The sequence below is a fragment of the Streptomyces calvus genome, assembly GCF_006782915.1.
GTDB lineage: Bacteria > Actinomycetota > Actinomycetes > Streptomycetales > Streptomycetaceae > Streptomyces > Streptomyces calvus.
In genome coordinates this window covers 449,669-471,330 of record NZ_VCNP01000010.1, presented here as the reverse complement: position 1 = coordinate 471,330, position 21,662 = coordinate 449,669, and the positions used below count along the sequence as shown (strand labels likewise).

At 73.8% G+C, this 21,662-nt stretch carries 17 protein-coding genes; 11 read left to right on the top strand and 6 right to left on the bottom strand.

All coding sequences use genetic code 11. The features are described from left to right. Positions 1–190: 190 nt before the first annotated feature. Entirely contained in the window at positions 191–1,936 is a 1,746-nt protein-coding gene (gene treZ, locus FGW31_RS06385; protein WP_142192344.1) for a malto-oligosyltrehalose trehalohydrolase, read from the bottom strand. A 171-nt stretch (positions 1,937–2,107) separates the two neighbouring features. Between treZ and FGW31_RS06380 the strand changes: the two genes are divergently transcribed. From FGW31_RS06380 to FGW31_RS06370, 3 genes are all read left to right on the top strand, one after another. Continuing rightward, positions 2,108–2,659 (top strand): DUF1707 and FHA domain-containing protein, encoded by a 552-nt coding sequence (locus tag FGW31_RS06380; protein ID WP_142192343.1) that lies wholly within the window; start codon positions 2,108–2,110, stop codon positions 2,657–2,659. Between the two features lie 120 nt (positions 2,660–2,779). Beyond that, complete coding sequence (locus FGW31_RS06375; RefSeq protein ID WP_142192342.1) at positions 2,780–4,129, top strand: M14 family zinc carboxypeptidase; 1,350 nt, start codon at positions 2,780–2,782, stop codon at positions 4,127–4,129. Further along, complete coding sequence (locus FGW31_RS06370) at positions 4,126–4,542, top strand: SSI family serine proteinase inhibitor (protein ID WP_142192341.1); 417 nt, start codon at positions 4,126–4,128, stop codon at positions 4,540–4,542. The genes FGW31_RS06375 and FGW31_RS06370 overlap by 4 nt, the downstream gene beginning before the upstream one ends. Positions 4,543–4,792: 250 nt before the next feature. Here the strand turns inward: FGW31_RS06370 and FGW31_RS06365 are convergent, their stop codons facing one another. The 3 genes from FGW31_RS06365 to glgX all read right to left on the bottom strand — a co-directional run bounded on the left by FGW31_RS06365 (position 4,793) and on the right by glgX (position 10,819). After that, positions 4,793–6,043, bottom strand: a complete 1,251-nt coding sequence (locus FGW31_RS06365; protein WP_142192340.1) for a M14 family zinc carboxypeptidase — start codon at positions 6,041–6,043, stop codon at positions 4,793–4,795. Positions 6,044–6,187: 144 nt separating this feature from the next. After that, positions 6,188–8,587 (bottom strand): malto-oligosyltrehalose synthase, encoded by a 2,400-nt coding sequence (treY, locus tag FGW31_RS06360; RefSeq protein ID WP_142192339.1) that lies wholly within the window; start codon positions 8,585–8,587, stop codon positions 6,188–6,190. Positions 8,588–8,593: 6 nt separating this feature from the next. Beyond that, positions 8,594–10,819, bottom strand: a complete 2,226-nt coding sequence (gene glgX, locus FGW31_RS06355) for a glycogen debranching protein GlgX (RefSeq protein WP_233452402.1) — start codon at positions 10,817–10,819, stop codon at positions 8,594–8,596. Between the two features lie 302 nt (positions 10,820–11,121). Between glgX and FGW31_RS06350 the strand changes: the two genes are divergently transcribed. Beyond that, a complete protein-coding gene (locus tag FGW31_RS06350) occupies positions 11,122–12,363 on the top strand; it encodes an SAV2148 family HEPN domain-containing protein (protein ID WP_142192338.1) in 1,242 nt (413 codons plus the stop codon). 131 nt (positions 12,364–12,494) lie between these two features. Further along, the gene (locus FGW31_RS06345) at positions 12,495–13,217 is read left to right on the top strand and encodes a 3'-5' exonuclease (RefSeq protein WP_142192337.1); all 723 of its coding nucleotides are present in this window, start codon (positions 12,495–12,497) and stop codon (positions 13,215–13,217) included. 51 nt (positions 13,218–13,268) lie between these two features. On the opposite strand, the gene FGW31_RS06340 is transcribed toward FGW31_RS06345, so the two are convergent. Then, positions 13,269–14,132 (bottom strand): aminoglycoside phosphotransferase family protein, encoded by an 864-nt coding sequence (locus FGW31_RS06340; RefSeq protein ID WP_142192336.1) that lies wholly within the window; start codon positions 14,130–14,132, stop codon positions 13,269–13,271. Between the two features lie 303 nt (positions 14,133–14,435). Here FGW31_RS06340 and FGW31_RS06335 point away from each other — a divergent pair, with 303 nt between their 5' ends. The 5 genes from FGW31_RS06335 to mgt all read left to right on the top strand — a co-directional run bounded on the left by FGW31_RS06335 (position 14,436) and on the right by mgt (position 19,827). Beyond that, positions 14,436–15,374: a carbohydrate ABC transporter permease gene (locus tag FGW31_RS06335; protein ID WP_142192335.1), complete on the top strand. Its 939-nt coding sequence runs from the start codon at positions 14,436–14,438 to the stop codon at positions 15,372–15,374. Next, positions 15,371–16,204 (top strand): carbohydrate ABC transporter permease, encoded by an 834-nt coding sequence (locus FGW31_RS06330; protein ID WP_142192334.1) that lies wholly within the window; start codon positions 15,371–15,373, stop codon positions 16,202–16,204. The genes FGW31_RS06335 and FGW31_RS06330 overlap by 4 nt, the downstream gene beginning before the upstream one ends. Beyond that, a complete protein-coding gene (locus tag FGW31_RS06325; protein ID WP_142192333.1) occupies positions 16,204–17,484 on the top strand; it encodes an ABC transporter substrate-binding protein in 1,281 nt (426 codons plus the stop codon). The genes FGW31_RS06330 and FGW31_RS06325 overlap by 1 nt, the downstream gene beginning before the upstream one ends. Positions 17,485–17,761: 277 nt before the next feature. Next, on the top strand, positions 17,762–18,541 hold the full coding sequence (gene erm / locus FGW31_RS06320; RefSeq protein WP_142192332.1) for an ErmE/ErmH/ErmO/ErmR family 23S rRNA (adenine(2058)-N(6))-methyltransferase: 780 nt from the start codon (positions 17,762–17,764) through the stop codon (positions 18,539–18,541). 89 nt (positions 18,542–18,630) lie between these two features. Further along, complete coding sequence (gene mgt / locus FGW31_RS06315; RefSeq protein WP_142192331.1) at positions 18,631–19,827, top strand: macrolide-inactivating glycosyltransferase; 1,197 nt, start codon at positions 18,631–18,633, stop codon at positions 19,825–19,827. Between the two features lie 99 nt (positions 19,828–19,926). Here the strand turns inward: mgt and FGW31_RS06310 are convergent, their stop codons facing one another. Continuing rightward, positions 19,927–20,691 (bottom strand): SDR family oxidoreductase, encoded by a 765-nt coding sequence (locus tag FGW31_RS06310; RefSeq protein WP_142192330.1) that lies wholly within the window; start codon positions 20,689–20,691, stop codon positions 19,927–19,929. A gap of 100 nt (positions 20,692–20,791) precedes the next feature. Here FGW31_RS06310 and FGW31_RS06305 point away from each other — a divergent pair, with 100 nt between their 5' ends. Further along, positions 20,792–21,640 (top strand): helix-turn-helix transcriptional regulator, encoded by an 849-nt coding sequence (locus tag FGW31_RS06305; protein WP_142192329.1) that lies wholly within the window; start codon positions 20,792–20,794, stop codon positions 21,638–21,640. Positions 21,641–21,662: the final 22 nt, after the last annotated feature.

Here is a 21,662-nt window from a genome sequence, read left to right as displayed (position 1 = left end):
GGAGCGGCGAGACGGTCCGGGAAGGCGCCGGGCCCGTCCGCGGGGGAGCGGCGAGACGGTCCGGGAAGGCGCCGGGCCCGTCCGCGGGGGAGCGGCGAGACGGTCCGGGAAGGCGCCGGGCCCGTCCGCGGGGGAGCGACGAGACGGTCCGGGAAGGCGACGGGACCGTCTCGTACGGCCGGCCGGCGTCTCATTCCTGCAGCAGCACCACCGCGGACTCGCCCGGCAGGTGCAGCACCCCGTCCGCGCCCGGCACCTCCACGGGCTCCCACGCCGCGAGCACCCGGGCGCCCGGAACGCCCAGGGGGATGGCCGCGGGCCGGCCGGCGAGGTTCACGGCCACCCGGACGTCGCCGCGCCGGAAGGCGATCCAGCGGGCCTCCTCGTCGTAGGCCACCTTGGTGTCACCGAGGTCGGGGTCGGTGAGGTCCGGCTGGGCGTGGCGCACGGAGACGAGCAGCCGGTACCAGGCCAGCACCCGCGCGTGCGGCTCGCGTTCCGGTTCCGACCAGTCGAGGCAGGAACGGTCACGCGTGGCGGGGTCCTGCGGGTCGGGCACGTCCTCCTCGGCCCAGCCGTGCGCCGCGAACTCCCGCCGCCTGCCGTCGCGCACCGCTGCGGCCAGCCCGGGGTCGGTGTGGTCGGTGAAGAACTGCCACGGCGTGCCCGCCGCCCACTCCTCGCCCATGAACAGCATCGGTGTGAACGGCGCGGTCAGCGTGAGGGCCGCCCCGCACGCCAGCAGGCCGGGGGAGACCAGCGCCGCCAGCCGGTCCCCCTGCGCCCGGTTGCCCACCTGGTCGTGGGTCTGGGTGTAGCCGAGCAGCCGGTGCGCGGCCACCCGGTCCCGGTCGAGCGGCCGGCCGTGGTGCCGGCCCCGGAAGCTGGAGTACGTGCCGTCGTGGAAGAACCCGCCGGTGAGGGTCTTGGCCAGGGCCGCGAACGGGGCCCGCGCGAAATCCGCGTAGTACCCCTGCGACTCTCCGGTGAGCGCGGCGTGCACCGCGTGGTGGAAGTCGTCGTTCCACTGGGCGTGCACGCCGAAGCCGCCGTCCTCGCGCGCGGTGACGACCCTCGGGTCGTTCAGATCCGACTCGGCGATCAGGAACAGCGGCCGGCCCGTGTCGGCGGACAGGTCGTCCACGGCCCCGGACAGCTCCTCCAGGAAGTGGCGGGCGCGCGTGTCCACCAGCGCGTGCACCGCGTCCAGCCGCAGCCCGTCGACGCGGTAGTCCCGCAGCCACGCCAGCGCGCTGTCCACCAGGTAGGCGCGCACCTCGTCGGAGCCGGGGGCGTCGAGGTTGACCGCCGCGCCCCACGGGGTGTGGTGGGTGTCGGTGAAGTACGGGCCGAACCGCGGCAGATGATTGCCCGACGGGCCCAGGTGGTTGTGCACGACGTCCAGGACCACACCCAGACCCAGCGCGTGCGCCCGGTCGACGAACCGCTTCAGTCCGTCCGGCCCGCCGTACGGCTCGTGCACCGCCCACAGCGACACGCCCTCGTACCCCCACCCGTGCACGCCCGGGAAGGGACACACCGGCATCAGCTCCACGTGGGTCACGCCCAGCTCCGCGAGATGACCCAGCCGTTCGGCGGCGGCGTCGAAGGTGCCCTCGCGCGTGAACGTGCCCACGTGCAGTTCGTACAGCACCGCGCCGGGCAGCTCACGCCCGGACCACTCGGCCCGCCAGGCGAACCGGTCGTGGTCGACGACCGCGCTCAACCCGTCGGGACCGTCCGGCTGGCGGCGCGAACGCGGATCGGGCAGGACGGGGCCGTCGTCCAGCGCGAAGCCGTACCGCGATCCGTCCCGCGCCTCGGCCTCCGCCCGCCACCACCCCTCCCGCTGCGGATCGCGCTCCATCGCGCGCGTGTCGCCGTCGCACCGGAGCGTCACCCGGCCGGCCTGCGGTGCCCACACCTCGAACTGCACGGACGGTTCCCCTTCGTCTGCTCACCGTGATACAGCCCGTCCATCGTGCGCCATAAGGGATCAATTCGCTGGCGCATCCACCTTTTGCGGCAGGTGTCGCCCGTGCCCGCGCGTCACGGTGACTGCCCGTTTCCTGGACAGCCCGGCCGTCACTGACCGACAATCAGCGGCGTGACGTCGTCCTTCGAGTTCTCCACGTATCCCGCGCGGATCTCCGACGCGGAGCGCGACAAGGCACTGGACGTGTTGCGGGACGGTGTCGCCATGGGCCGGCTGTCCCACGACACGTTCGTGCGGCGCGTGGAACTCGCGCTCGCCGCCCGCCGGTCCGACGAACTCGCCGCGCTCACCGCCGACCTCCCGACCGAAGGCCGCCTGTCCCGCCTGGTGTTCGGCACCGTGGCCGCGGTCTCCGGCTTCGGCGTACGGCTGCGCCGCGCCTGGCAGGCCGAGAAGCTGCCCAAGCTGCTGCTGCCGCACCCCGCGGCCGGCCACCCGCTGCGCATAGGGCGCGACCCCGCCAACGGACTGCGGCTCAGCCACGAGACGGTCTCCCGCGTGCACGCCGAACTCCGCCACCAGGGCGGCATGTGGGTGCTGCGGGACCTCGGCTCCACCAACGGCACCACGGTGAACGGACGCCGGGTGGTCGGCGCGGCCGTCGTCCGCGACGGCGACCAGGTCGGCTTCGGCCGGATCAGCTACCGGCTCGCCACCCGCTGACCTCCGCCGCCACCTCCCCGCGCACGGCGCGGTGTTGACGTATCCCCGGACGTCGTGACTGACTGTGCGTATCTCGTCCACACCCGGTGAGACGACGGCGCCCCCACGTGGAGGTGTGCCCTGCCGCCCCTCCGGCGCTACCCGACCGTCGACGAACTGGGCGCGCGCGCAGCCGCCCTCGTCACCCGCCACCCCGCCGCCGCCCGGCTGCGCCGCGTCGGCACCTCCCGGGCGGGCATCCCGCTGTGGCTGCTCTCCGTCGGCCGCGGCAGCCGCCAGGTCCTCGTCGTCGCCGGGCCGCACGCCAACGAGCCCGTCGGCGGCGCCACCGTGCTCCGGCTGGCCGAACGCGCACTGGCCGACCCCTGGCTCACCGCGGGCACCGACACCACCTGGAACCTGCTGCTCTGCCTGGACCCCGACGGACTGCGCCGCAACGAACGCTGGCTGACCGGCCCCTACTCCCTCGGCCACCACTACCGGAACTTCTTCCGGCCGGGCTTCCTGGAACAACCCGAATGGCTGCCCGACGGCGCCGCGGCCGCCGCACTGCCGGAGACCCGCGCCCTGCTCGCCCTCCAGGACGAACTGCGGCCCGTCCTGCAGTGCTCCCTGCACGGCGTCGACGTCGGCGGCGGATTCGTCGAACTCACCCGTGACCTGCCGGGCCTCGACCGGCGCGTCGCCGGCGTCGCGGCCCGCCTCGGCATCCCGCGCGAACTCGGCGCCTACGACGCCCTGTACTGGCCCCGCCTCGGCCCCGCCGTCTACCGCATCCCCCCGCCGCACCGCGGCACCCTGGCCGCCGCCATCACCGAGGCCGCCGTCGAGTCGACCTGGTTCCACCCGCACCGGCACGGCACGCTCACCGCCGTCGTCGAGGCGCCCATGTGGGGCGTCGCGGCCGTCGCCGACGGCTCCCCGCACCCCGGCCCGGCGGCGGAACGGCGCGCCGTCAGCCGCACCCTGCGCGAGGACACCCGGCTGCTGGCCGACCTCACCGACCGGATCAGGCCGCACCTCGCCGCCGTACCGGACGCGGCGCGGCTGCTCGCCCCGGTCGACGACTACTTACTGGTCTGCCCCGGACTCGCCGACGCCTGGGACCCCGACACCGGCCCGTCCGCCGATCCGCTGCCGCTGCTGACCACCGCCGGCCTCACCGCGCTGCGGCTGGCCGGACGGCGGGTCGTGCTGCGCACCGCCGGACTGCTGCACCAGCTGGTCAGCCGCGCCGGGCACGACCCGGCCGGGGCGCTGCCGCAGCTGGACCGGCTGATCGACGCCCGGTGCGCGGACTACCGGGACGGCTGCCGGGCGCGCTGGATCCCGGTGGAGCGCCAGGCCGAGTACCAGGCCCGGGTCGTGCTCGCCGCCTTCGCCCTGGCCGTGCGCCGGCCGCGCGGACCCTCCCGTTCGGGTGAGCGGGACTGGGGTCCCGGGACCGCCGTGCCGATGCACCGGGAATGACGCACACCGCACTGAGAACGATGCGGGCGGGACTGCTCGCCGCCCTGGTCCTGCTCGCCTGCGCCGCGCCCGCCCCGGCGGACACCGGCCATCCCGCCCCGGAGAGCCGTCTGCTGCTCACCGTCAGCCACGGCGATACGCCCTCCGGCGCCGAGAGCGGCAGCCTGCTGCTCTGCGACCCGCCCCGCGGCCACCGGCACGCCGCCGAGGCCTGCGCCGAACTCGACGCGGCGGACGGGCGCATCCAGGCCATCCCGGCGAAGGACGCGCACTGCCCGATGGTCTTCGCCCCGGTGACCGCGCAGGCGCACGGGACGTGGCGCGGAGAGCCCGTCGAGTACATCGAGACCTTCGCCAACTCCTGTCTGCTGGCGGCCCGCACCGGCTCGGTCTTCGCCCTGGACCACGCCTGACGGCGGCCCGGCACGGACGGGAGCCGGAGCAGTCGGGGCCGGCACGGGTCCGGGTCGGCACCGGCTCGGTCGGCGCGGGTCCGGGTCGGCACCGGCTCGGTCGGCACCGGGCCGGCCGGCACGGGCCCCGGTCGGCATGGGTCCGGGTTCGGCGAGGTCGCGAGCCGGGACGGACACGGCCGGCGCGGACAGGAGCCGCGCCGGGCGGGCGCGGTACGGGCGCGGTACGGGCGCGGACAGGACGGGCCGGTCAGGGGGCCCGGTCGCGTGCCTGCCGGGCCGCCGCCACCACCGTGCGGGACTGGTGCTCGACCTGGTGCTCCACGGGCACCCAGCGCGCCTGGAAACGCGCGGCGAAGGCGTCGCTCCAGTGCGCGACCAGGCGGTCCAGCCTCGCCGCCGCGTGCGCGTCGGTCCCGGCCAGCGCCCGTCGCAACATCGCCGCCGCCCGGAGCGGCACCCGGCGCGCGAACGCGTCCACACTGCCCACGTACGCCCGGGTGCCGTCGGCCGGCGGCGTGCGGACCAGGTCGGCGGCCAGCCCCGGCACCAGCTCAAGACCCCAGGCGGCCGCCCGCAGCAGCGGGTCGTCGGCCTCCGCGTGCCGCGGCCGTACCTCCTCCAGCACCCGCCGCACCTCCTCCGCGTCCTGCAGCAGCCGGTCCGCGAGCCGCCGCATCGCCGCGTCCGGCGCCGGATGCGGAGCCGGGTCGTCCACCAGGTCGCTCGCCCACATCGGCACCTCGATCACCGCGGTCAGACCGCCGTACCGGTGCACGTCGTACCAGGTGCTGTGCCGCGCGTCGTCGGTGAGGCTCGGATAGGCCGGGGCGGCCTCCGGCGCCGGCATCACGTGCACCCCGGGACCGGACGCCGGCCAGCCCGCCGCGTCGGAGGCGCCCGTCTCCACCGGAATGTGCAGCTGCGCCGCGGACTTGGCGAACGGCTCGGCCAGACCGGGCAGGTCCCCGGTCAACTGCACCCAGCTGCCGCCCAGTTCGGTGCCGTGCAGGGACACCTGGAGATAGGGCTTCACCTCGTCGATGACCCCGGTCAGGGCACGGGTCTCGGGCGGCAGCCGGTCCGGGGGCAGCACCGACGGCGCCCACTCGGGCTGCTCCGGCCCGGCGGGACGGAAGAACCCCAGGTGGTAGTCGTACAGGCTGCGCGGCGCCGGCGTCGTGTGCAGGCTCGCCCCGTCGGGGTCCGCGCACAGCAGGAAGTGCCAGGACGTGTCCTCGCGCAGGTGCGGCTCCAGGAGGGTCCGCCGGGCCAGCGCGAGCAGCGTGCCGCCGCCGGCCGGCTCGTTGGCGTGGGCGCCCGCGACCACCAGCACGGCACGGCGGGCGTGTCCCACGGACAGCAGGTGCAGCGGCCGGCCCGCGCGGGAGACCCCCACCTGCCGCAGTGCGCACAGACCGGGCCATCGCAGGGTCAGCGCGCGGGAGCAGGAGACCAGTTCGGTCACGGTCGGATAGCGCAGCTCGGGCAGCGGACCCACCCCCCGTCACGACCACATGAATCCGCACTGCGCAGTACCCCACGGCCGGGAGGTGGTGTCAAGGGCGCGGCGGGAGTTGCCACGGGGGGCCGGGCGCGGGGGTCCGCCGGGCCCTGTGCGCGGGCGCGACCGCCGGCGCGGCCGTCAGTCCGGGACCCGTTCCAGCAGCGCCACCGGCAGCGGCCCGAACAGTTCCGCCGGCGGCGCGTGGCCGGTGAACTCCCGCCCCGGCGCCAGCACGTCGCCCCAGCGTCCCGGCGGCAGCGGCAGCCGTGTCCCGCGCCAGCCGCCCGCCTCCGCCAGCCGCAGCGACAGACGGGTCACGGCGGTGAGCACCGCGCCGGACCGGACGAACGCCGCGCAGTGCACCGCCGCCGGGCCCTCGGCGGACAGCGGCGCGTAGGAGGCGCTGGTGCCGAACACCTCCGGCCGCCGCGCCCGCAGCCGCAGCGCGGCACGCGTCACCCGCTCCTTGGCCGCCGAAAGACCGTCGGCGTCCGCCTCGGCATCAGGACCGGCGGGCGGTTCGTACGGCCCGGACGGGAAGGCCACCGGGCGCCGGTTGTCCGGGTCGACCAGCGCCCGGTACTCGTGCTCCGTGCCCTGGTAGAGGTCGGGCACCCCCGGCATCGTCAGGTGCACCAGCGCCGTGCCCAGCACGTTCGCCCGGATGTGCGGTTCCAGCGCGGCGCGGAAGGCCGCGGCCTTCTCGCCGGGCGGCCCGCACGGCCCCGCCGCGACGTACCGCTCCACCGCCTCCTCGTACGGCGGTTCCTGTTCGGTCCAGCTGGTGTACAGCCCGGCCTCGCGCACGTGCTTCAGCAGCGCCCCCCGGACCCGCTCCTCCTCGGCCGGGCCCAGCCCGAACACCGTCTGCCAGGCCGCCCAGGCCAGCTGCGCGTCCGGCAGGCCCTCGCCGGTGCGGGTCACCTCCGACAGCAGCTCCGCCCAGCGCCCCGGGCACTCGGTGAGCACCTCCAGCGCCGCCCGCACATCGGCGCTGCGCTTGGTGTCGTGCGTCGTGACGACCGTGCCGGTGGCCGGCCAGTCGCGCTGCACGCGCGCGCAGTACGCGTGGAACCGCTCGGGGGACACCGCGGGGCTGCCGGGGTCGCCGCCCACCTCGTTCGCCGACAGCAGCGGCACATAGCGGTAGAACGCCGTGTCCTCCACGGACTTGGCCCGCAGCGCCGACGCGGTCTGCGCGAACCGCGTACGGAACTCCACGTGCCCCGGCCCGTCCCCGTACCGCCCGAGCACCAGATCCCGTACGACGTCCACCGCGCCCGCCTCCTCGGGCACGGCGAAGGCGAGCCGGGCCTCGGCGGCGGCCTCCTCGGTGACCACGGAGGCCGCGTCCACGCAGGAGTAGGGGCGGTACACCTCCAGCCGCACCAGCAGCTCCTGGAGGGCGGTGCGCAGCGCCCAGGGCGCGCGGTCGCGCAGCGCGGGCTCCGGCGAGGCCGCGCACAGCCGGCTCGCCACCCGGGTGAGCCGGTCCACCTCGGTGGCCAGCTCGTGCGTGAGCACCTTGTACGCGGCCCGCCGTACCGTGGCGTCCCAGTCGCCGCCCCGGTCCGTCTGCGGGGCCGCGAACCGCCGGTAGCGGTCCAGCAGCTCCCCGTGCCCCTCCGGGTCGGTGAACAGGCCGTCCACATGGCGCAGGGCGTCGTAGCCGGTGGTGCCCGCGACGGGCCAGGAGGCGGGCAGCCGCTCCGCGTCGGCGAGGATCTTCTCCACCACCGTCCACCGGCCGCCCGTCGCCTCGTGCAGCCGCCGCAGATAGCCGTCCGGGTCCGCGAGCCCGTCGGGGTGGTCGATGCGCAGCCCGTCGATCACGCCCTCGTGCAGCAGCCGCAGGACCGTGGCGTGCGTCGCCTCGAACACCTCGGGGTCCTCCACCCGCACCCCGATCAGCTCGGAGATGCTGAAGAACCGCCGGTAGTTCAGCTCGGTGCGGGCCAGGCGCCACCACACGGGCCGGTACCACTGGGCGTCCAGCAGCTGCGGCAGCGGCAGCCCGGCGGTGCCCTCCCGCAACGGGAAGGCGTGGTCGTGGTAGCGCAGCACGTCGCCGTCGGCCGTGAGCCGGCCGAGCTCCGCGCCGAGCGGCCCGCCGAGCACCGGCAGCAGCAGTTGCCCGCCCTGCGCCTCCCAGTCGATGTCGAACCACCGGGCGTACCGCGAGGTGGGCCCGTCGCGCAGCACCTCCCACAGGGCGCGGTTGTGGCGCGGGGACATCGCCATGTGGTTCGGGACGATGTCCACGACCAGGCCGAGCCCGTGCTCCCGCGCGGTGCGCGCCAGCCGCCGCAGTCCCTCCTCGCCGCCCAGCTCCTCGCGCACGCGCGTGTGGTCCACCACGTCGTAGCCGTGCGCCGAGCCGGGCACGGCCTCCAGGACGGGCGACAGGTGCAGGTGGGACACGCCGAGCGAGGCCACGTACGGCACGGCGTCCGCCGCCGCCGCGAACGGGAAGCCGGGCTGCAGCTGCAGCCGGTAGGTGGCCGTGGGCACCGCCGGGTCAGGACGCTCAGGGGTCATGGTGACCTACGTACCCGCCCCGCCGCCTTTCGTGTCATCGCTCGCCCCACCGGGGCCGCCCGTCGCCCGTACGGGTGACCCCGGTGGGCGCGGCTGCACCGGCCGCTGCAGCACCGTCAGGCTCCGCTCGACCAGGGTGAGCCGGGTGCCGGCCCGCACCTTCGGGCCGGTGCCCGGCGGGACGCCGTCCGCGCGGGCGGTGTCCACCACCACCTGCCACTGCCGGCCGTGGTCGACCGGCACCACGAAGTCCAGCGGCTCGTGGAAGGCGTTGAACATCAGCAGGAACGAGTCGTCGGTGATGCGCTCCCCGCGCTGCCCCGGCTCGGAGATCGCGTTGCCGTTGAGGAACACCGTGAGCGCCGACGCCCGCGCCGAGTCCCAGTCCCGCTGGGTCATCTCCGCGCCCTCGGGAGTGAACCAGGCGATGTCGGACAGCTCGTCGTGGGTGCCCTCCACCGGCCGTCCGTGGAAGAAGCGGCGCCGGCGGAGGACCGGGTGGTCCTTGCGCAGCCACACCATCGCGCGGGTGAACTCCAGCAGCTGCCGGCGCACGTCCTGCTCGCCGTCGTCCGCCCGCTCCGGGTCCGGCCAGTCGAGCCAGGCCAGCTCGTTGTCCTGGCAGTAGGCGTTGTTGTTGCCGCGCTGGGTGCGGGCCAACTCGTCGCCGTGGCTGATCATCGGCACGCCCTGGGAGAGCATCAGGGTGGCGATGAAGTTGCGCATCTGCCGGGCCCGCAGCCGCAGCACCTCCGGGTCGTCGGTCTCGCCCTCGACGCCGCAGTTCCAGGACCGGTTGTGGCTCTCGCCGTCCCGGTTGTCCTCGCCGTTGGCCTCGTTGTGCTTGTCGTTGTACGACACCAGGTCGTGCAGCGTGAACCCGTCGTGGCAGGTGACGAAGTTGATCGAGGCGAGCGGGCGCCGGCCGTCGTCCTGGTAGAGGTCCGAGGAGCCGGTCAGCCGGGAGGCGAACTCCGCGAGCGCGCGCGGCTCGCCCCGCCACAGGTCCCGCACGGTGTCGCGGTACTTGCCGTTCCACTCGGTCCACAGCGGCGGGAAGTTGCCCACCTGGTAGCCGCCCTCGCCCACGTCCCACGGCTCGGCGATCAGCTTGACCTGGGAGACCACCGGGTCCTGCTGCACCAGGTCGAAGAACGACGACAGCCGGTCCACCTCGTGGAACTGCCGCGCCAGGGTCGCCGCGAGGTCGAAGCGGAACCCGTCGACGTGCATCTCGGTGACCCAGTACCGCAGCGAGTCCATGATCATCTGGAGGACGTGCGGCGACCGCATGAGCAGCGAGTTCCCGGTGCCCGTCGTGTCCATGTAGTAGCGGCGGTCGTCGGTCAGCCGGTAGTACGACGGATTGTCGATGCCCTTGAAGGACAGCGTCGGCCCCAGGTGGTTGCCCTCGGCGGTGTGGTTGTAGACGACGTCGAGGATCACCTCGATCCCGGCCTCGTGCAGCGCCTTGACCGCCGACTTGAACTCCAGCACCTGCTGGCCGCGGTCGCCCCAGGACGCGTAGGCGTTGTGCGGGGCGAAGAAGCCGATGGTGTTGTAGCCCCAGTAGTTGCTCAGGCCCATGTCGACCAGGCGGTGGTCGTTGACGAACTGGTGCACCGGCATCAGCTCCAGCGCCGTCACCCCCAGCTCGGTCAGGTGCTCGATCACCGCCGGGTGCGCGAGGCCCGCGTAGGTGCCGCGCAGTTCCTCGGGCAGGCCCGGGTGGCGCATGGTGAGGCCCTTGACGTGCGCCTCGTAGATCACCGTGTGGTGGTACTCCGTCCGGGGACGCCGGTCGTCGCCCCAGTCGAAGTACGGGTTGACCACGACCGACGTCATCGTGTGCGGCGCCGAGTCCAGGTCATTGCGCCGCTCGGGCGCGTCGAAGTGGTAGCCGTACACCTCCTCGCCCCAGTCGACCGCCCCGCTGATCGCACGCGCGTACGGGTCGAGCAGCAGCTTCGCCGAGTTGCAGCGCAGCCCGCGCCCGGGGTCGTACGGCCCGTGCACGCGGAAGCCGTAGCGCTGCCCGGGCATCACGCCGGGCACGTACGCGTGCCGCACGAACGCGTCGCTCTCGCGCAGCTCGATCGCGGTCTCGGAGCCGTCGTCGTGCAGCAGACACAGCTCCACTCGGTCCGCGGCCTCCGTGAAGACCGCGAAGTTCGTTCCGGCGCCGTCGTACGTGGCACCGAGCGGATACGCCTCGCCAGGCCAGACCTGCATGGACACGACTCTTTCAGGTGTACGGCGCCGGTGGGGGCGCCTGGGCTCCGAGTCTTCACGAGTCTCCCCGAAAGGGCGGGAACCATCCCTTACCCGCGTCTTTTCCTCCCACGACCCCGGACCGGCCCCGAGCACACTATGAATCCGCTCACTTCCACCGGCCCGCGGGGCGGAACGGTCGCTTGGTTGAGGGAAGTTGGGAAACGACCCTGTCCATCGGGCTGCACCGTGCGCCGCATGCGGAGTACTCTCCTTGATCGTCGGAGCGGGGAGTGCTCGGGGGAGCGGAAGGCGGTGCGCGGGTGGGCTCGGGAGGGCTGGAACTGCCCCCTGGTGACGAGGGTCACGAGGGGAGCAGTTCCACGGACGTCCCGCCCGGTGCGGTGTCCCTGGCACGGCCGATGGACGCGGGCTCGATCGGGCCGGAACTGGACTGGGGCGCGGACGCCTGGCGCGAGGTGCGCACCCGCGCCCAGCGGGCCGGCCGCGCCTACATCTGGCTGAACCTCGTCGAGCAGCGGCTGCGCGCGGTCGTGGCCGCCGTGCTGCGGCCCGTGTACGAGCCGGTGCACGGCGACGACTGGGTGGTGGCCGCCGCCGGACCCGCCGGGCAGGAGTGGGTGCAGCGCGCGGTCGCGGTGCGCGAGGTCAGCCGCCGCAAGGGCTATCTGCTCGACCCGGCCGACGACAACGTGCTGTCCTTCCTCACGCTGCCGCAGCTGCGCGAGCTGATGGTGCAGCACTGGCCGTGCTTCGAGCCGTACTTCGACGACCGCCGTGACGTCGAGCTCGCCCTGGACGAGCTGGAGGTCACCCGGAACGTCGTCTCCCGCAACCGCGCCCTGTCCGAGGCGGTCCTCAGCCAGGCCGAACGGGCCTCCGCGCGGCTGCTGGAGATGCTCGGCGCCGGCGGGGACGTGCCGTCCGCCCGCCGGCTGCCCGTCGACGCGGTCGAGGACCTGATCGGCGACCGGTACGCCGACGTCGTCGCCGTCCACCCCGACCGGGTGCGGCTGCTGCGCCAGTTCCCGGCCGAGGACATGTTCGGCGGCGCCCGCCGGCTGGACGCCATCGGCATCGGCCTCAATTTGCTGGTGCAGAACTTCTCCGGGCGCCGGCTGGTGCGGCTCGCCGAGTCCGGCTGCCGGGTGCGGCTGCTGTTCCTCAACCCGGCCTCCAGCGCGGTCAAGCGGCGCGAGCGCGAGCTCGGCATCAAGCGCGGCGAGCTCGGCCGTGCCGTCGAGATGAACATCCTGCACATGCGCAGGGTGCGGTCCCGGCTGCGCGACCCGGGCGCCTTCGAGATCCAGGTGTACGACGAGACGCCCCGCTGCACGGCCTACCTCGTGGACGCCGACGGGTCGGACGGCATCGCGGTCGTGCAGAACCACCTGCGCCGCACCCGGGGCATGGAGGCACCCGTGCTGGTCCTGCGCAACGGGACCAGAGTGGTCAAGCCCGGCGAGGTCGAGGAAGGCGGGCTGTTCCCCACCTACCGCGAGGAGTTCGAGCTGATGTGGGCGGATTCGCGTCCGGTGTCGTGAACGCCCCGTGCTGCGGGATCCTGTGGCGACCTGCTCCGGCCGCTGAGCGGAACGCGATCCTCTGATTGTCAGTGGTGCGTGCGAGGGTGGAGACCACTGGGGGAACGCACCACACAGAAGGGGGGCAGCCCATGGGCTGGCACCGGGAGCTGCTGGTCGGCTTCGACCTGGAGACGACGGGCACCGACCCGCGCGAGGCGCGGATCGTCACGGCCGCCGTGATCGAGGTCAGGGCGGGGGAGCCGATGGGCCGCCGGGAATGGCTGGCCGACCCGGGCGTGCCGATCCCCGCCGACGCGGTGGCGGTCCACGGCATCAGCAACGAGCGGGCGGCCTCCGAGGGCCGCCCCGCCGACCGGGTGGCCGACGCCATAGCGGACGTCCTCACCGGCTACTGGAAGACGGGCGTGCCGGTCGTCGCCTACAACGCCGCCTTCGACCTCTCGCTGCTCTCCGCCGAACTGCGGCGGTACGGACTGCCGTCCCTGCGCGACCGGCTGGACGGCGCGGAGCCGGGACCGGTCATCGACCCGTACACCATCGACCGTTCCGTCGACCGCTACCGGCGCGGCAAGCGCAACCTCGAAGCGGTCTGCGCGGAGTACGGCGTCGTCCTCGACTCCGCGCACGACGCGACCGCCGACGCCCTCGCCGCGGCCCGGCTGGCCTGCGCGATAGCCGGCCGTCACCCCAAGGTGGCGGCCCTCGGCCCGGCGGAACTGCACCGCCGTCAGATCGAGTGGTACGCCGCGTGGGCGGCGGACTTCCAGGCCTTCCTGCGCCGCAAGGGCGACGCCACCGCGCTGGTCGACGGCACCTGGCCGCTGCGGGAGCCGGCGGGCGAGCCGGTCTGACCCCTCACGGTTCGCGGCGCACGGTCCCTGCGACCGGGTGCCCGTGCGGTTTCAGAACGGGTACCAGCGCACCGTCTCGTCGCCGTCCCGCAGCGACGCCACCCGCCGCTCGAACTCGGCCAGCGCCTTCGGGTTGCCCGGCGCGTGCTGCGCCACCCAGGCGCAGCTGGCGGTCTCCCGCGCGCCGCGCAGCACCGCACAGCCCTCCCAGGCGCGCACGTCCCAGCCGTAGGTCCCGGTGAAGGACGCGTACGCCTCGTCCGGCAGCCCGTACCGGTCGTGGGAGAGCGCCATGACCACCAGGTCGTGCTCGCGCAGATCCGAGGAGAAGGTCTCCAGGTCGACCAGGACCGGCCCGTCCGGCCCGACGTGCACATTGCGGGGCAGCGCGTCGCCGTGGACCGGCCCCGGCGGCAGATGAGGCGTCAGCGCGGCGGCGGCCGTGGCGAAACCGTCCCGGCGCTCGCGCAGATACGCCGCGTCCGCGGGGTCGATCGTGTCGCCCGCGAGCCGCAGCCAGCGTTCCACACCGTCCAGCAGCTCGCGGGGCGGCAGTGCGAAAGGCGGAGAGGGCAGTGCGTGGACCAGCCGCAGCAGTGCGGCCAGATCCCGGGGTTCGGCGGGCCGCACCGGTTCCGGCAGCCGGTGCCACACGGTCACCGGACACCCGTCGACCAGCAGCGCCTCCGGCTCGGCCGCCCGCACCGCGGGCACGCCCTCCCGCGCCAGCCACCCCGCGACGGCCAGCTCCCGGCGGGCCCGGTCCAGCAGCTCGGCGTCGCGGCCCACCTTGACGACCAGACCACCGGCGGCGAACACCGCGTTCTCGCCCAGGGCGAGCAGCCGCGCGTCCGCCGCCGCACCGGGCAGCACGCCTGCCGCCGCCAGGACGTCCCGCGCCCGCGCCTCGTCCATCGTCCGCCTCCGTGTCCTTCCACGTCCGTACACGTCCCTTGCGTACGTCCATGTCCATTGCGTACGTCCGCATTCGTCCGCGTCCGTCCGCACCCCGGCCGGGGTGCTCCCCGACCGCGCCTGCCCCCCGGCCGTCCCCGCGCACACCCGCGCACACCCGCGCACGGGCACGCCGCGATCCGGCCCACCGACGCCCAGTGTCCCATTGGCACAGGTCGCAGGTGTGCGCGGTGCCTTGACGAGGCAGACCGCCTTCACGACCATGACCTGGCCCGACCGAGCCGCGCAGAGGGGCTGAATACCGTGACACCGGTGACCGAGGTGAGCCGACCCGCGCCCCGCGCGCCCGACCGGAGCCCCCGGCCCCGGCGGGCCGTCGACCACGGGCCCTGGTTCCTCGTCCTGCCCGCGCTGATCCCCATCCTCGTCCTCAGCGTCGGCCCCCTGCTGTACGGCATCCTGCTGGCCTTCACCGACGCCCAGTCCGGCCGCACCGAGCCCACCCGGTGGATCGGCACCCTCAACTTCCAGGACCTGCTGCACGACACGCTGTTCTGGGAGTCGTTCCGGATCGGACTGGTGTGGGCGGTCGGGGTGACGGTCCCGCAGTTCCTGCTCGCCCTCGGCCTCGCCCTGCTGCTCCACCAGGACCTCAAACTGCGCTGGCTGGCCCGCGCCCTGGCGATCGTCCCCTGGGCGATGCCCGAGGTCGTCGTCGGCATCATGTGGCGGCTGGTCTACAACACCGACGCGGGCATCCTCAACGAGACGCTGCGCGACCTCGGCCTCGGCGGCGACCGGGACTGGCTCAGCGGCCTGGCGACCGCGCTGCCCGCGGTGATCGTCGTCGGCGTGTGGGCCGGCATGCCGCAGACCACGGTCGCGCTGCTCGCCGGACTGCAGAACACCCCGCGCGAACTGCACGAGGCCGCCGCGGTGGACGGCGCCGGCGCCTGGCGCCGCTTCCGCACGGTCACCTGGCCCGCCATCCGGCCCGTCGCCCTCGCCATCACGGCCCTCAACCTGATCTGGAACTTCAACTCCTTCGCCCTGGTCTACGTGCTGACCAACGGCGGCCCCGGCGGACGCACCCGGCTGCCCATGCTGTTCGCCTACGAAGAGGCCTTCCGCTACGGCCAGTTCGGATACGCGGCGGCGATGGGCTGCGTCATGGTCGCCGCCGTCTCGGTCATGCTGGCCGTCTTCCTCGTCGGCCGGCTCCGCGGAGGTGACGACGCATGAGGACCCGCAAGAGCGCCCGCGCCGGCCAGTACGCGGCACTCCTGGCGTATCTCGCCTTCCTCGCCCTGCCGTTCCTCTGGCTGGTCTCGACGGCCTTCAAGCCGCCGCGCGAACTGGCCGGACTGCACCCGACCTGGATCCCGCAGGACCCCACCCTCGCCAACTTCCGGCAAGCCTTCGACGAACAGCCGCTGCTGCGGGCCGCCCTCAACTCCCTGCTCGCCGCGTTCTCGGCGGCCGTCGTCGCCGTCGTCCTCGCCACACCGATGGCGTACGTCATGGCCCGTCGGCGTACCGCGCTCACCCGCGTCGCGAGCGGCTGGGTCGTGGTCAGCCAGGCGTTCCCGTTCGTGCTGCTGATCATCCCGCTGTTCCTGGTGCTGAAGAACCTGCGGCTGATCGACTCCGTGCCCGGCCTGGTGATGGTCTACGTGGTCTGGGCGCTGCCCTTCGCCCTGTGGATGCTCACCGGATACGTCCGCGCGGTGCCGGCCGAGCTGGAGGAGGCGGCGGCCGTCGACGGGGCCGGGCGGCTGCGGATCCTGGTGTCGGTGACGGCGCCGCTCCTCGCGCCGGGCATCGCCGCGACGGCACTGTTCGCCTTCGTCACCGCCTGGAACGAGTTCTTCTTCGCGCTCGTCCTGCTCAAGACGCCCGAGAAACAGACGCTTCCGGTCGTCCTCACGCACTTCATCGGCGCCGAGGGAGTCGCCGACCTCGGGCCGCTGGCGGCCGCCGCGTTCCTCGCGACGCTGCCCTCCCTGGTCGTCTTCGCGATCATCCAGCGGCGGATCACCAGTGGCATGCTCGCCGGGGCGGTGAAGAACTGATGCGGACCAGAATCCTCGTGACGCTGCTCGCCGTCACCCTGCTCCTGGCCGGCTGCTCGGCCGGCGGCACCCGCGACGACGGCAGGATCACCCTGCGCTTCCAGTCCCTGGCCTGGCAGCAGGAGTCGGTGGAGGCGACCAGGGAACTGGTCGCCGAGTGGAACGCCACCCACCCGGACGTGCGCGTGGAGTACGTCCAGGGCAGCTGGGACAGCGTCCACGACCAGCTCCTCACCTCCTTCGAGGGCGGCGAGGCCCCCGACATCATCCACGACGCCTCCGACGACCTCGCCGACTTCGCCTACGGCGGCTACCTCGCCGACCTCACCGGCCTGCTGCCCGAGCGGCTCGAGGCCGACATCCCGGAGCGCAGCTGGGAGACCGTCACCTTCAAGGACGGCATCTACGGCGTGCCGTTCCTCCAGGAACCGCGCGTCCTCATCGCCAACACCACCCGGCTGAAGGAGTCCGGCGTCCGCGTCCCGACCCCCGAACACCCGTGGAGCTGGGAGGAGTTCCGCCGGGTGACGAAGCAGCTCAGCGGCGACGGCCGGTACGGTGTCGCCTGGCCGCTCAAGGAGCCCGTGTCGGCCACGCTCAACCTGTCGCTGTCGGCCGGCGGCCGGCTCTTCCACCGCGGCGCCGACGGCCGGGTGACCGTGCGGTTCGAGGAGGGCGACGAGGTCGTCCCGCGCACCGTGCACCAGCAGGTGAACACCGACCGCAGCGCCTCGCCGACCACGCTCGGCAGCGGCGGCTCCGACACCCTGCCCGGCTTCTTCGCCGGCACGTACGCGATGCTGCCGCTCGGCTTCTCCTACCGCCAGCAGATCGTCCAGCAGGCGCCGGAGGGCTTCGACTGGCAGGTGCTGCCCGCCCCGGCCGGAGCCGACGGACTCACCCAGGGCGTCAGCCCGCAGACGCTGTCCGTGGCCGAGGACTGCCCGCACAAGGAGGAAGCCGTCGCCTTCCTCGACTTCCTGCTCGAACCGGAGAACATGGTCCGTCTCGCCCTCGGCGACTGGATGCTGCCCACCGGCCGCACGGCCCTCGCCGACCCCGCCCTGCACACCGCCGAGCACGGCTGGGCCACCGGCACCGCGCTCGCCGCCCGGCTGCGTCCCGCGCCCGCCCAGACCGTGCGGGGCTATCCCGAGTGGAAGGACAAGGTGGCCACCCCGGCGCTCCAGGAGTACTACAGCGGCGCCATCGGCCTCGACGACCTGCGGAAACGACTGGAGGAGGACGGCAACCTGGTTCTGGCCCGCTACCAGCGCTGAACGCACGGCGCGAAAACCCGTTGCACACGCTCACCGGCGCCGCCTAACGTGCGAGGCGTGGCAGCGTTCAACGCGATCTTCAACTCCGGTCCTGGCCGGGGCTGCACGTACTCCGTCCGGATGCGTCGTGGCCCCGGAGCCCTGACCGGCCCGGGGAGCACCGCCGGCTGATCCGGCGCGGCCGCGCGCTCGCGCGCCTCTCCTCTCTTTCACCTCTGTCTTCCGGTCAGGGCTGTCGTCTGCCCTTTTCCCGTACGGAAGACAAGGACCGCAGGCCGTGGCCCGCCCCACCGCGACCTCTCGCGCGCTCTCACAGAACTTCCTCGCCGACCGCAGTGCGGCCCGGCGCTTCGCCCGCCTCGCCGTCCCGCATGGCACCCCGGCCCCGCTGCTGCTCGAAGTCGGCGCAGGAAAGGGCGCGTTGACCGACAGGCTGGCCCCGCTCTGCCGGGAGCTGCACGCCTACGAGATCGACCCGCGGCTCGTCGCCGCGCTGCGCGGCCGCTTCTCCGGCGCCGCCCACGTCCGCGTCGTCGGCGCCGACTTCCTCGCCGCGCGTCCGCCGCGCACGCCGTTCTCCGTTGCCGGGAACGTGCCGTTCTCCCGCACCGCGGCGGTCGTGGACTGGTGTCTGCGCGCACCGGCCCTCACCGACGCCACCCTCCTCACCCAGCTCGAGTACGCCCGCAAACGCACCGGCGACTACGGAAGTTGGACCCGTCTCACGGTGCTGACCTGGCCCCGCCACCACTGGCGGCTGCTCGCCCGGGTCGACCGGCGTTCCTTCCGTCCCGTGCCCCGGGTCGACGCCGGTGTCGTCCGCATCGAACGCCGCCCGGTCCCGCTGCTCGACGCCGCCGCCGAGGACGGCTGGCGTCAGCTGGTGGAGCTGGGCTTCTCCGGGGTGGGCGGCTCGCTGCACGCGTCCCTGCGCCGGGCCCGTCCGCGGCGTCGGGTGGACGCCGCGTTCCGGGCGGCGCGGCTGGACCCCGGCGTGCTGGTCGGCGCGGTGACTCCGGAGCAGTGGCTGCGCCTGCACGAGGTGCTGGCCCCGTGATCGCCGAACGTATCGCAACCCGGCGTGACGGCGGATCGCGTACGGTAATTCGCTTGCACGAGACGTCTCGTCTCGTCTACGGTCGTGGCATGACCAGTCCCGCTCACATCGCCATGTTCTCCATCGCCGCCCACGGGCACGTGAACCCCAGCCTGGAGGTGATCCGCGAGCTCGTGGCGCGGGGGCACCGGGTGACGTACGCGATCCCGCCGGCCTTCGCCGAGAAGGTCGCCGGGACCGGCGCCGAACCCAGACTGTGGAACAGCACCCTGCCGGGCCCCGACGCCGATCCGGAGGACTGGGGCAGCACCCTCCTGGACAACGTCGAGCCGTTCCTCGCCGACGCGATCCAGGCGCTGCCGCAGCTGATCGAGGCCTACGCCGGGGACGAACCCGACCTCGTCCTGCACGACATCGCCTCCTACCCGGCACGTGTGCTCGCCCACCGCTGGGGCGTGCCCGCGGTCTCCCTCTCACCGAACCTGGTCGCCTGGGACGGGTACGAGCAGGAGGTCGCCGAGCCGATGTGGGCCGAGCCGAAGAAGACCGAGCGGGGACAGGCGTACTACGCCCGCTTCCACGCCTGGCTGGAGGAGAACGGCATCACCCAGCACCCGGACGACTTCGCGGGCCGCCCCGCCCGCTCGATCGTCCTGATCCCCAAGGCGCTGCAGCCGCACGCCGACCGGGTCGACGAGCGCGTGCACTCCTTCGTCGGCGCCTGCCAGGGCGACCGGACCGCCGAGGGGGAGTGGCGGCGTCCCGCCGGAGCCGAGAAGGTCGTGCTGGTGTCGCTCGGCTCGGCGTTCACCAAGCAGCCCGCCTTCTACCGCGAGTGCGTCAAGGCGTTCGGCGACCTGCCCGGCTGGCACCTCGTGCTCCAGGTCGGCCGGCACGTCGGCCCGGCCGACCTGGGCGACGTACCGGACAACGTCGAGGTGCACAGCTGGGTGCCGCAGCTCGCCGTCCTCAGGCAGGCCGACCTGTTCGTCACCCACGCCGGGGCCGGCGGCAGCCAGGAAGGGCTGGCCACGGCCACGCCGATGATCGCCGTACCGCAGGCCGTGGACCAGTTCGGCAACGCCGACATGCTCCAGGCGCTCGGCGTGGCACGGAAGGTGGCGACCGAGGAGGCCACCGCCGACATCCTGCGCGGCACGGCTCTCGCCCTCGTCGACGACCCGGAGGTCGCCCGCCGGCTGAAGGAGATCCAGGCCGACATGGCCCAGGAGGGCGGCACCCGGCGGGCCGCCGACCTCATCGAGGCCGAACTGCCCGCCCGCTGACCGGCCGGTGCCGCCCGGTCCGCGGGCGGCACCGGCACCGACAGCGCGCGCGGCACCGGGAAGGCGTCCCGGCCCGGCGGACGAACGGCCCCGCGCGCACTACTTCCCGTGCGGATCGACGGCGTTGACCGTCGCCACCACCTGGTCGTAGTCGCCGCGGGCCTCGCCGTAGCGCAGGAACTTCACCCGCTCGACGAGGATCTCCTTCGCGTCGGGCCGGGACTCCAGCAGGCCGACGGCCTCGGACACGAACGCGTCGAGCGGCATGGCGTTCTCGCTCTCCTCGTGCCCGGGCAGCAGCGCGGTGCGGACCGCCGGCGGCACGAGCTCCACGACCCGCACCGACGTGCCGGCGTACTGCAGCCGGAGCGACTCGCTGAGCATGTGGATCGCGGCCTTCGACGCGTTGTAGCTCGGCGTCACCTTCAGTGGGGTGAACGCCAGGCCGGAGGAGACCGTCATGATCGTGGCGTCCGGTTGCGCCCGCAGGTGCTCGATGAACGCGGCGATCAGCCGGATCGGCCCGAGCACGTTCGTCGTCACCGTGGCCTCCGCGGAGTCGAGGAACGACGCCGGGTCGGTCCAGTCCTCGACGCGCATCACGCCGGCCATCGCCACGAGGACGTTGAGATCGGGATACTCGGCCAGCACCTGCTTCGCGGCGGAGGCGATGCTCGCGGCGTCCGTGGTGTCGATCTGCACGGTGCCGATGCCCGGGTGCTCGGCCGCGATCCGCTCCAGCAGTTCGGCGCGCCGCCCGCCGACGATCACGGTGTTCCCCCTGGCCCGCAGTTCCAGGGCGAGGGCCAGACCGATGCCGCTGGTGGAGCCGGGGATGAAGATGGTGTTTCCGGAGATGTCCATGCCTCGATCGTGGCCGCTCCGCCGCGCCGGGTGCAGAGACCGGTCATCGGGGGATCGGCGATCCCTGGCTCGCCGCCCGGCACCGGGCGAGAATCGGTCCATGGACCGTGCAGCACTGGCCGACTTCCTCCGCCGCCGCCGCGAGGCGCTCCAGCCGGAGGACGTCGGCCTCCCCACCGGCGCGCGCCGACGGACCCGGGGCCTGCGGCGCGAGGAGGTCGCCTCCCTCGCCGTGATGTCGACCGACTACTACACCCGCCTGGAGCAGCAGCGCGGCCCGCAGCCCAGCGAGCAGATGCTTGCCTCGCTCGCCCGGGCACTGCGGCTGACCGGCGACGAACGCACCTACCTGTACCGCATCGCCGGACACAACGCGCCCGTCCCGCTGTCCGCCTCGCCCCATGTCGCGCCCGCGCTGCTGCGGGTCCTGGACCGCCTGGAGGACACCCCGGCGCTCGTCCTGTCCGACCTGGGGGAGACGCTCGTACAGAACCGGATGGCCGCCGCCCTGCTCGGCGACGCCTCCGGGCACACCGGCCTCGCGCGCAGCGCCGTCTACCGCTGGTTCACCGATCCCGCGGAGCGGCTGCGCTACCCGGAGGAGGACCGGGACCGGCAGAGCCGCGCCCAGGTCGCCAACCTGCGCGCCGCCCACGGGCTGCGCGGCCCCACGTCCCGGGCGGGCACCCTCGTACGGACCCTGCAGAAGGAGAGCGAGGAGTTCGCCGAACTGTGGGAGCGACACGAGGTCGCCCAGCGCTTCGAGGACCACAAGACGCTGATCCACCCCGAACTCGGCCCGATCGAACTGGACTGCCAGGCACTGTTCACCGAGGACCAGTCCCAGACGCTGCTCGTCCTGACCGCCCCGCCGCGTACCGAGGGCTACGAGAAACTCCAACTCCTCGCCGTCCTCGGCCTGGACCGCTTCACCGAGGCGGACCACTGACGACGCCAGGGAGCATTGCCTG

What these genes read in the sequence shown, in the direction of transcription:
- FGW31_RS06370 (WP_142192341.1), top strand. Translation starts at nt 4,126, where the DNA reads ATGACGCACACCGCACTGAGAACGATGCGGGCGGGACTGCTCGCCGCC.
- treY (WP_142192339.1), bottom strand. Translation starts at nt 8,587, where the DNA reads ATGACCCCTGAGCGTCCTGACCCGGCGGTGCCCACGGCCACCTACCGG.
- glgX (WP_233452402.1), bottom strand. Translation starts at nt 10,819, where the DNA reads ATGCAGGTCTGGCCTGGCGAGGCGTATCCGCTCGGTGCCACGTACGAC.
- FGW31_RS06345 (WP_142192337.1), top strand. Translation starts at nt 12,495, where the DNA reads ATGGGCTGGCACCGGGAGCTGCTGGTCGGCTTCGACCTGGAGACGACG.
- FGW31_RS06340 (WP_142192336.1), bottom strand. Translation starts at nt 14,132, where the DNA reads ATGGACGAGGCGCGGGCGCGGGACGTCCTGGCGGCGGCAGGCGTGCTG.
- FGW31_RS06330 (WP_142192334.1), top strand. Translation starts at nt 15,371, where the DNA reads ATGAGGACCCGCAAGAGCGCCCGCGCCGGCCAGTACGCGGCACTCCTG.
- FGW31_RS06325 (WP_142192333.1), top strand. Translation starts at nt 16,204, where the DNA reads ATGCGGACCAGAATCCTCGTGACGCTGCTCGCCGTCACCCTGCTCCTG.
- mgt (WP_142192331.1), top strand. Translation starts at nt 18,631, where the DNA reads ATGACCAGTCCCGCTCACATCGCCATGTTCTCCATCGCCGCCCACGGG.
- FGW31_RS06310 (WP_142192330.1), bottom strand. Translation starts at nt 20,691, where the DNA reads ATGGACATCTCCGGAAACACCATCTTCATCCCCGGCTCCACCAGCGGC.
- FGW31_RS06305 (WP_142192329.1), top strand. Translation starts at nt 20,792, where the DNA reads ATGGACCGTGCAGCACTGGCCGACTTCCTCCGCCGCCGCCGCGAGGCG.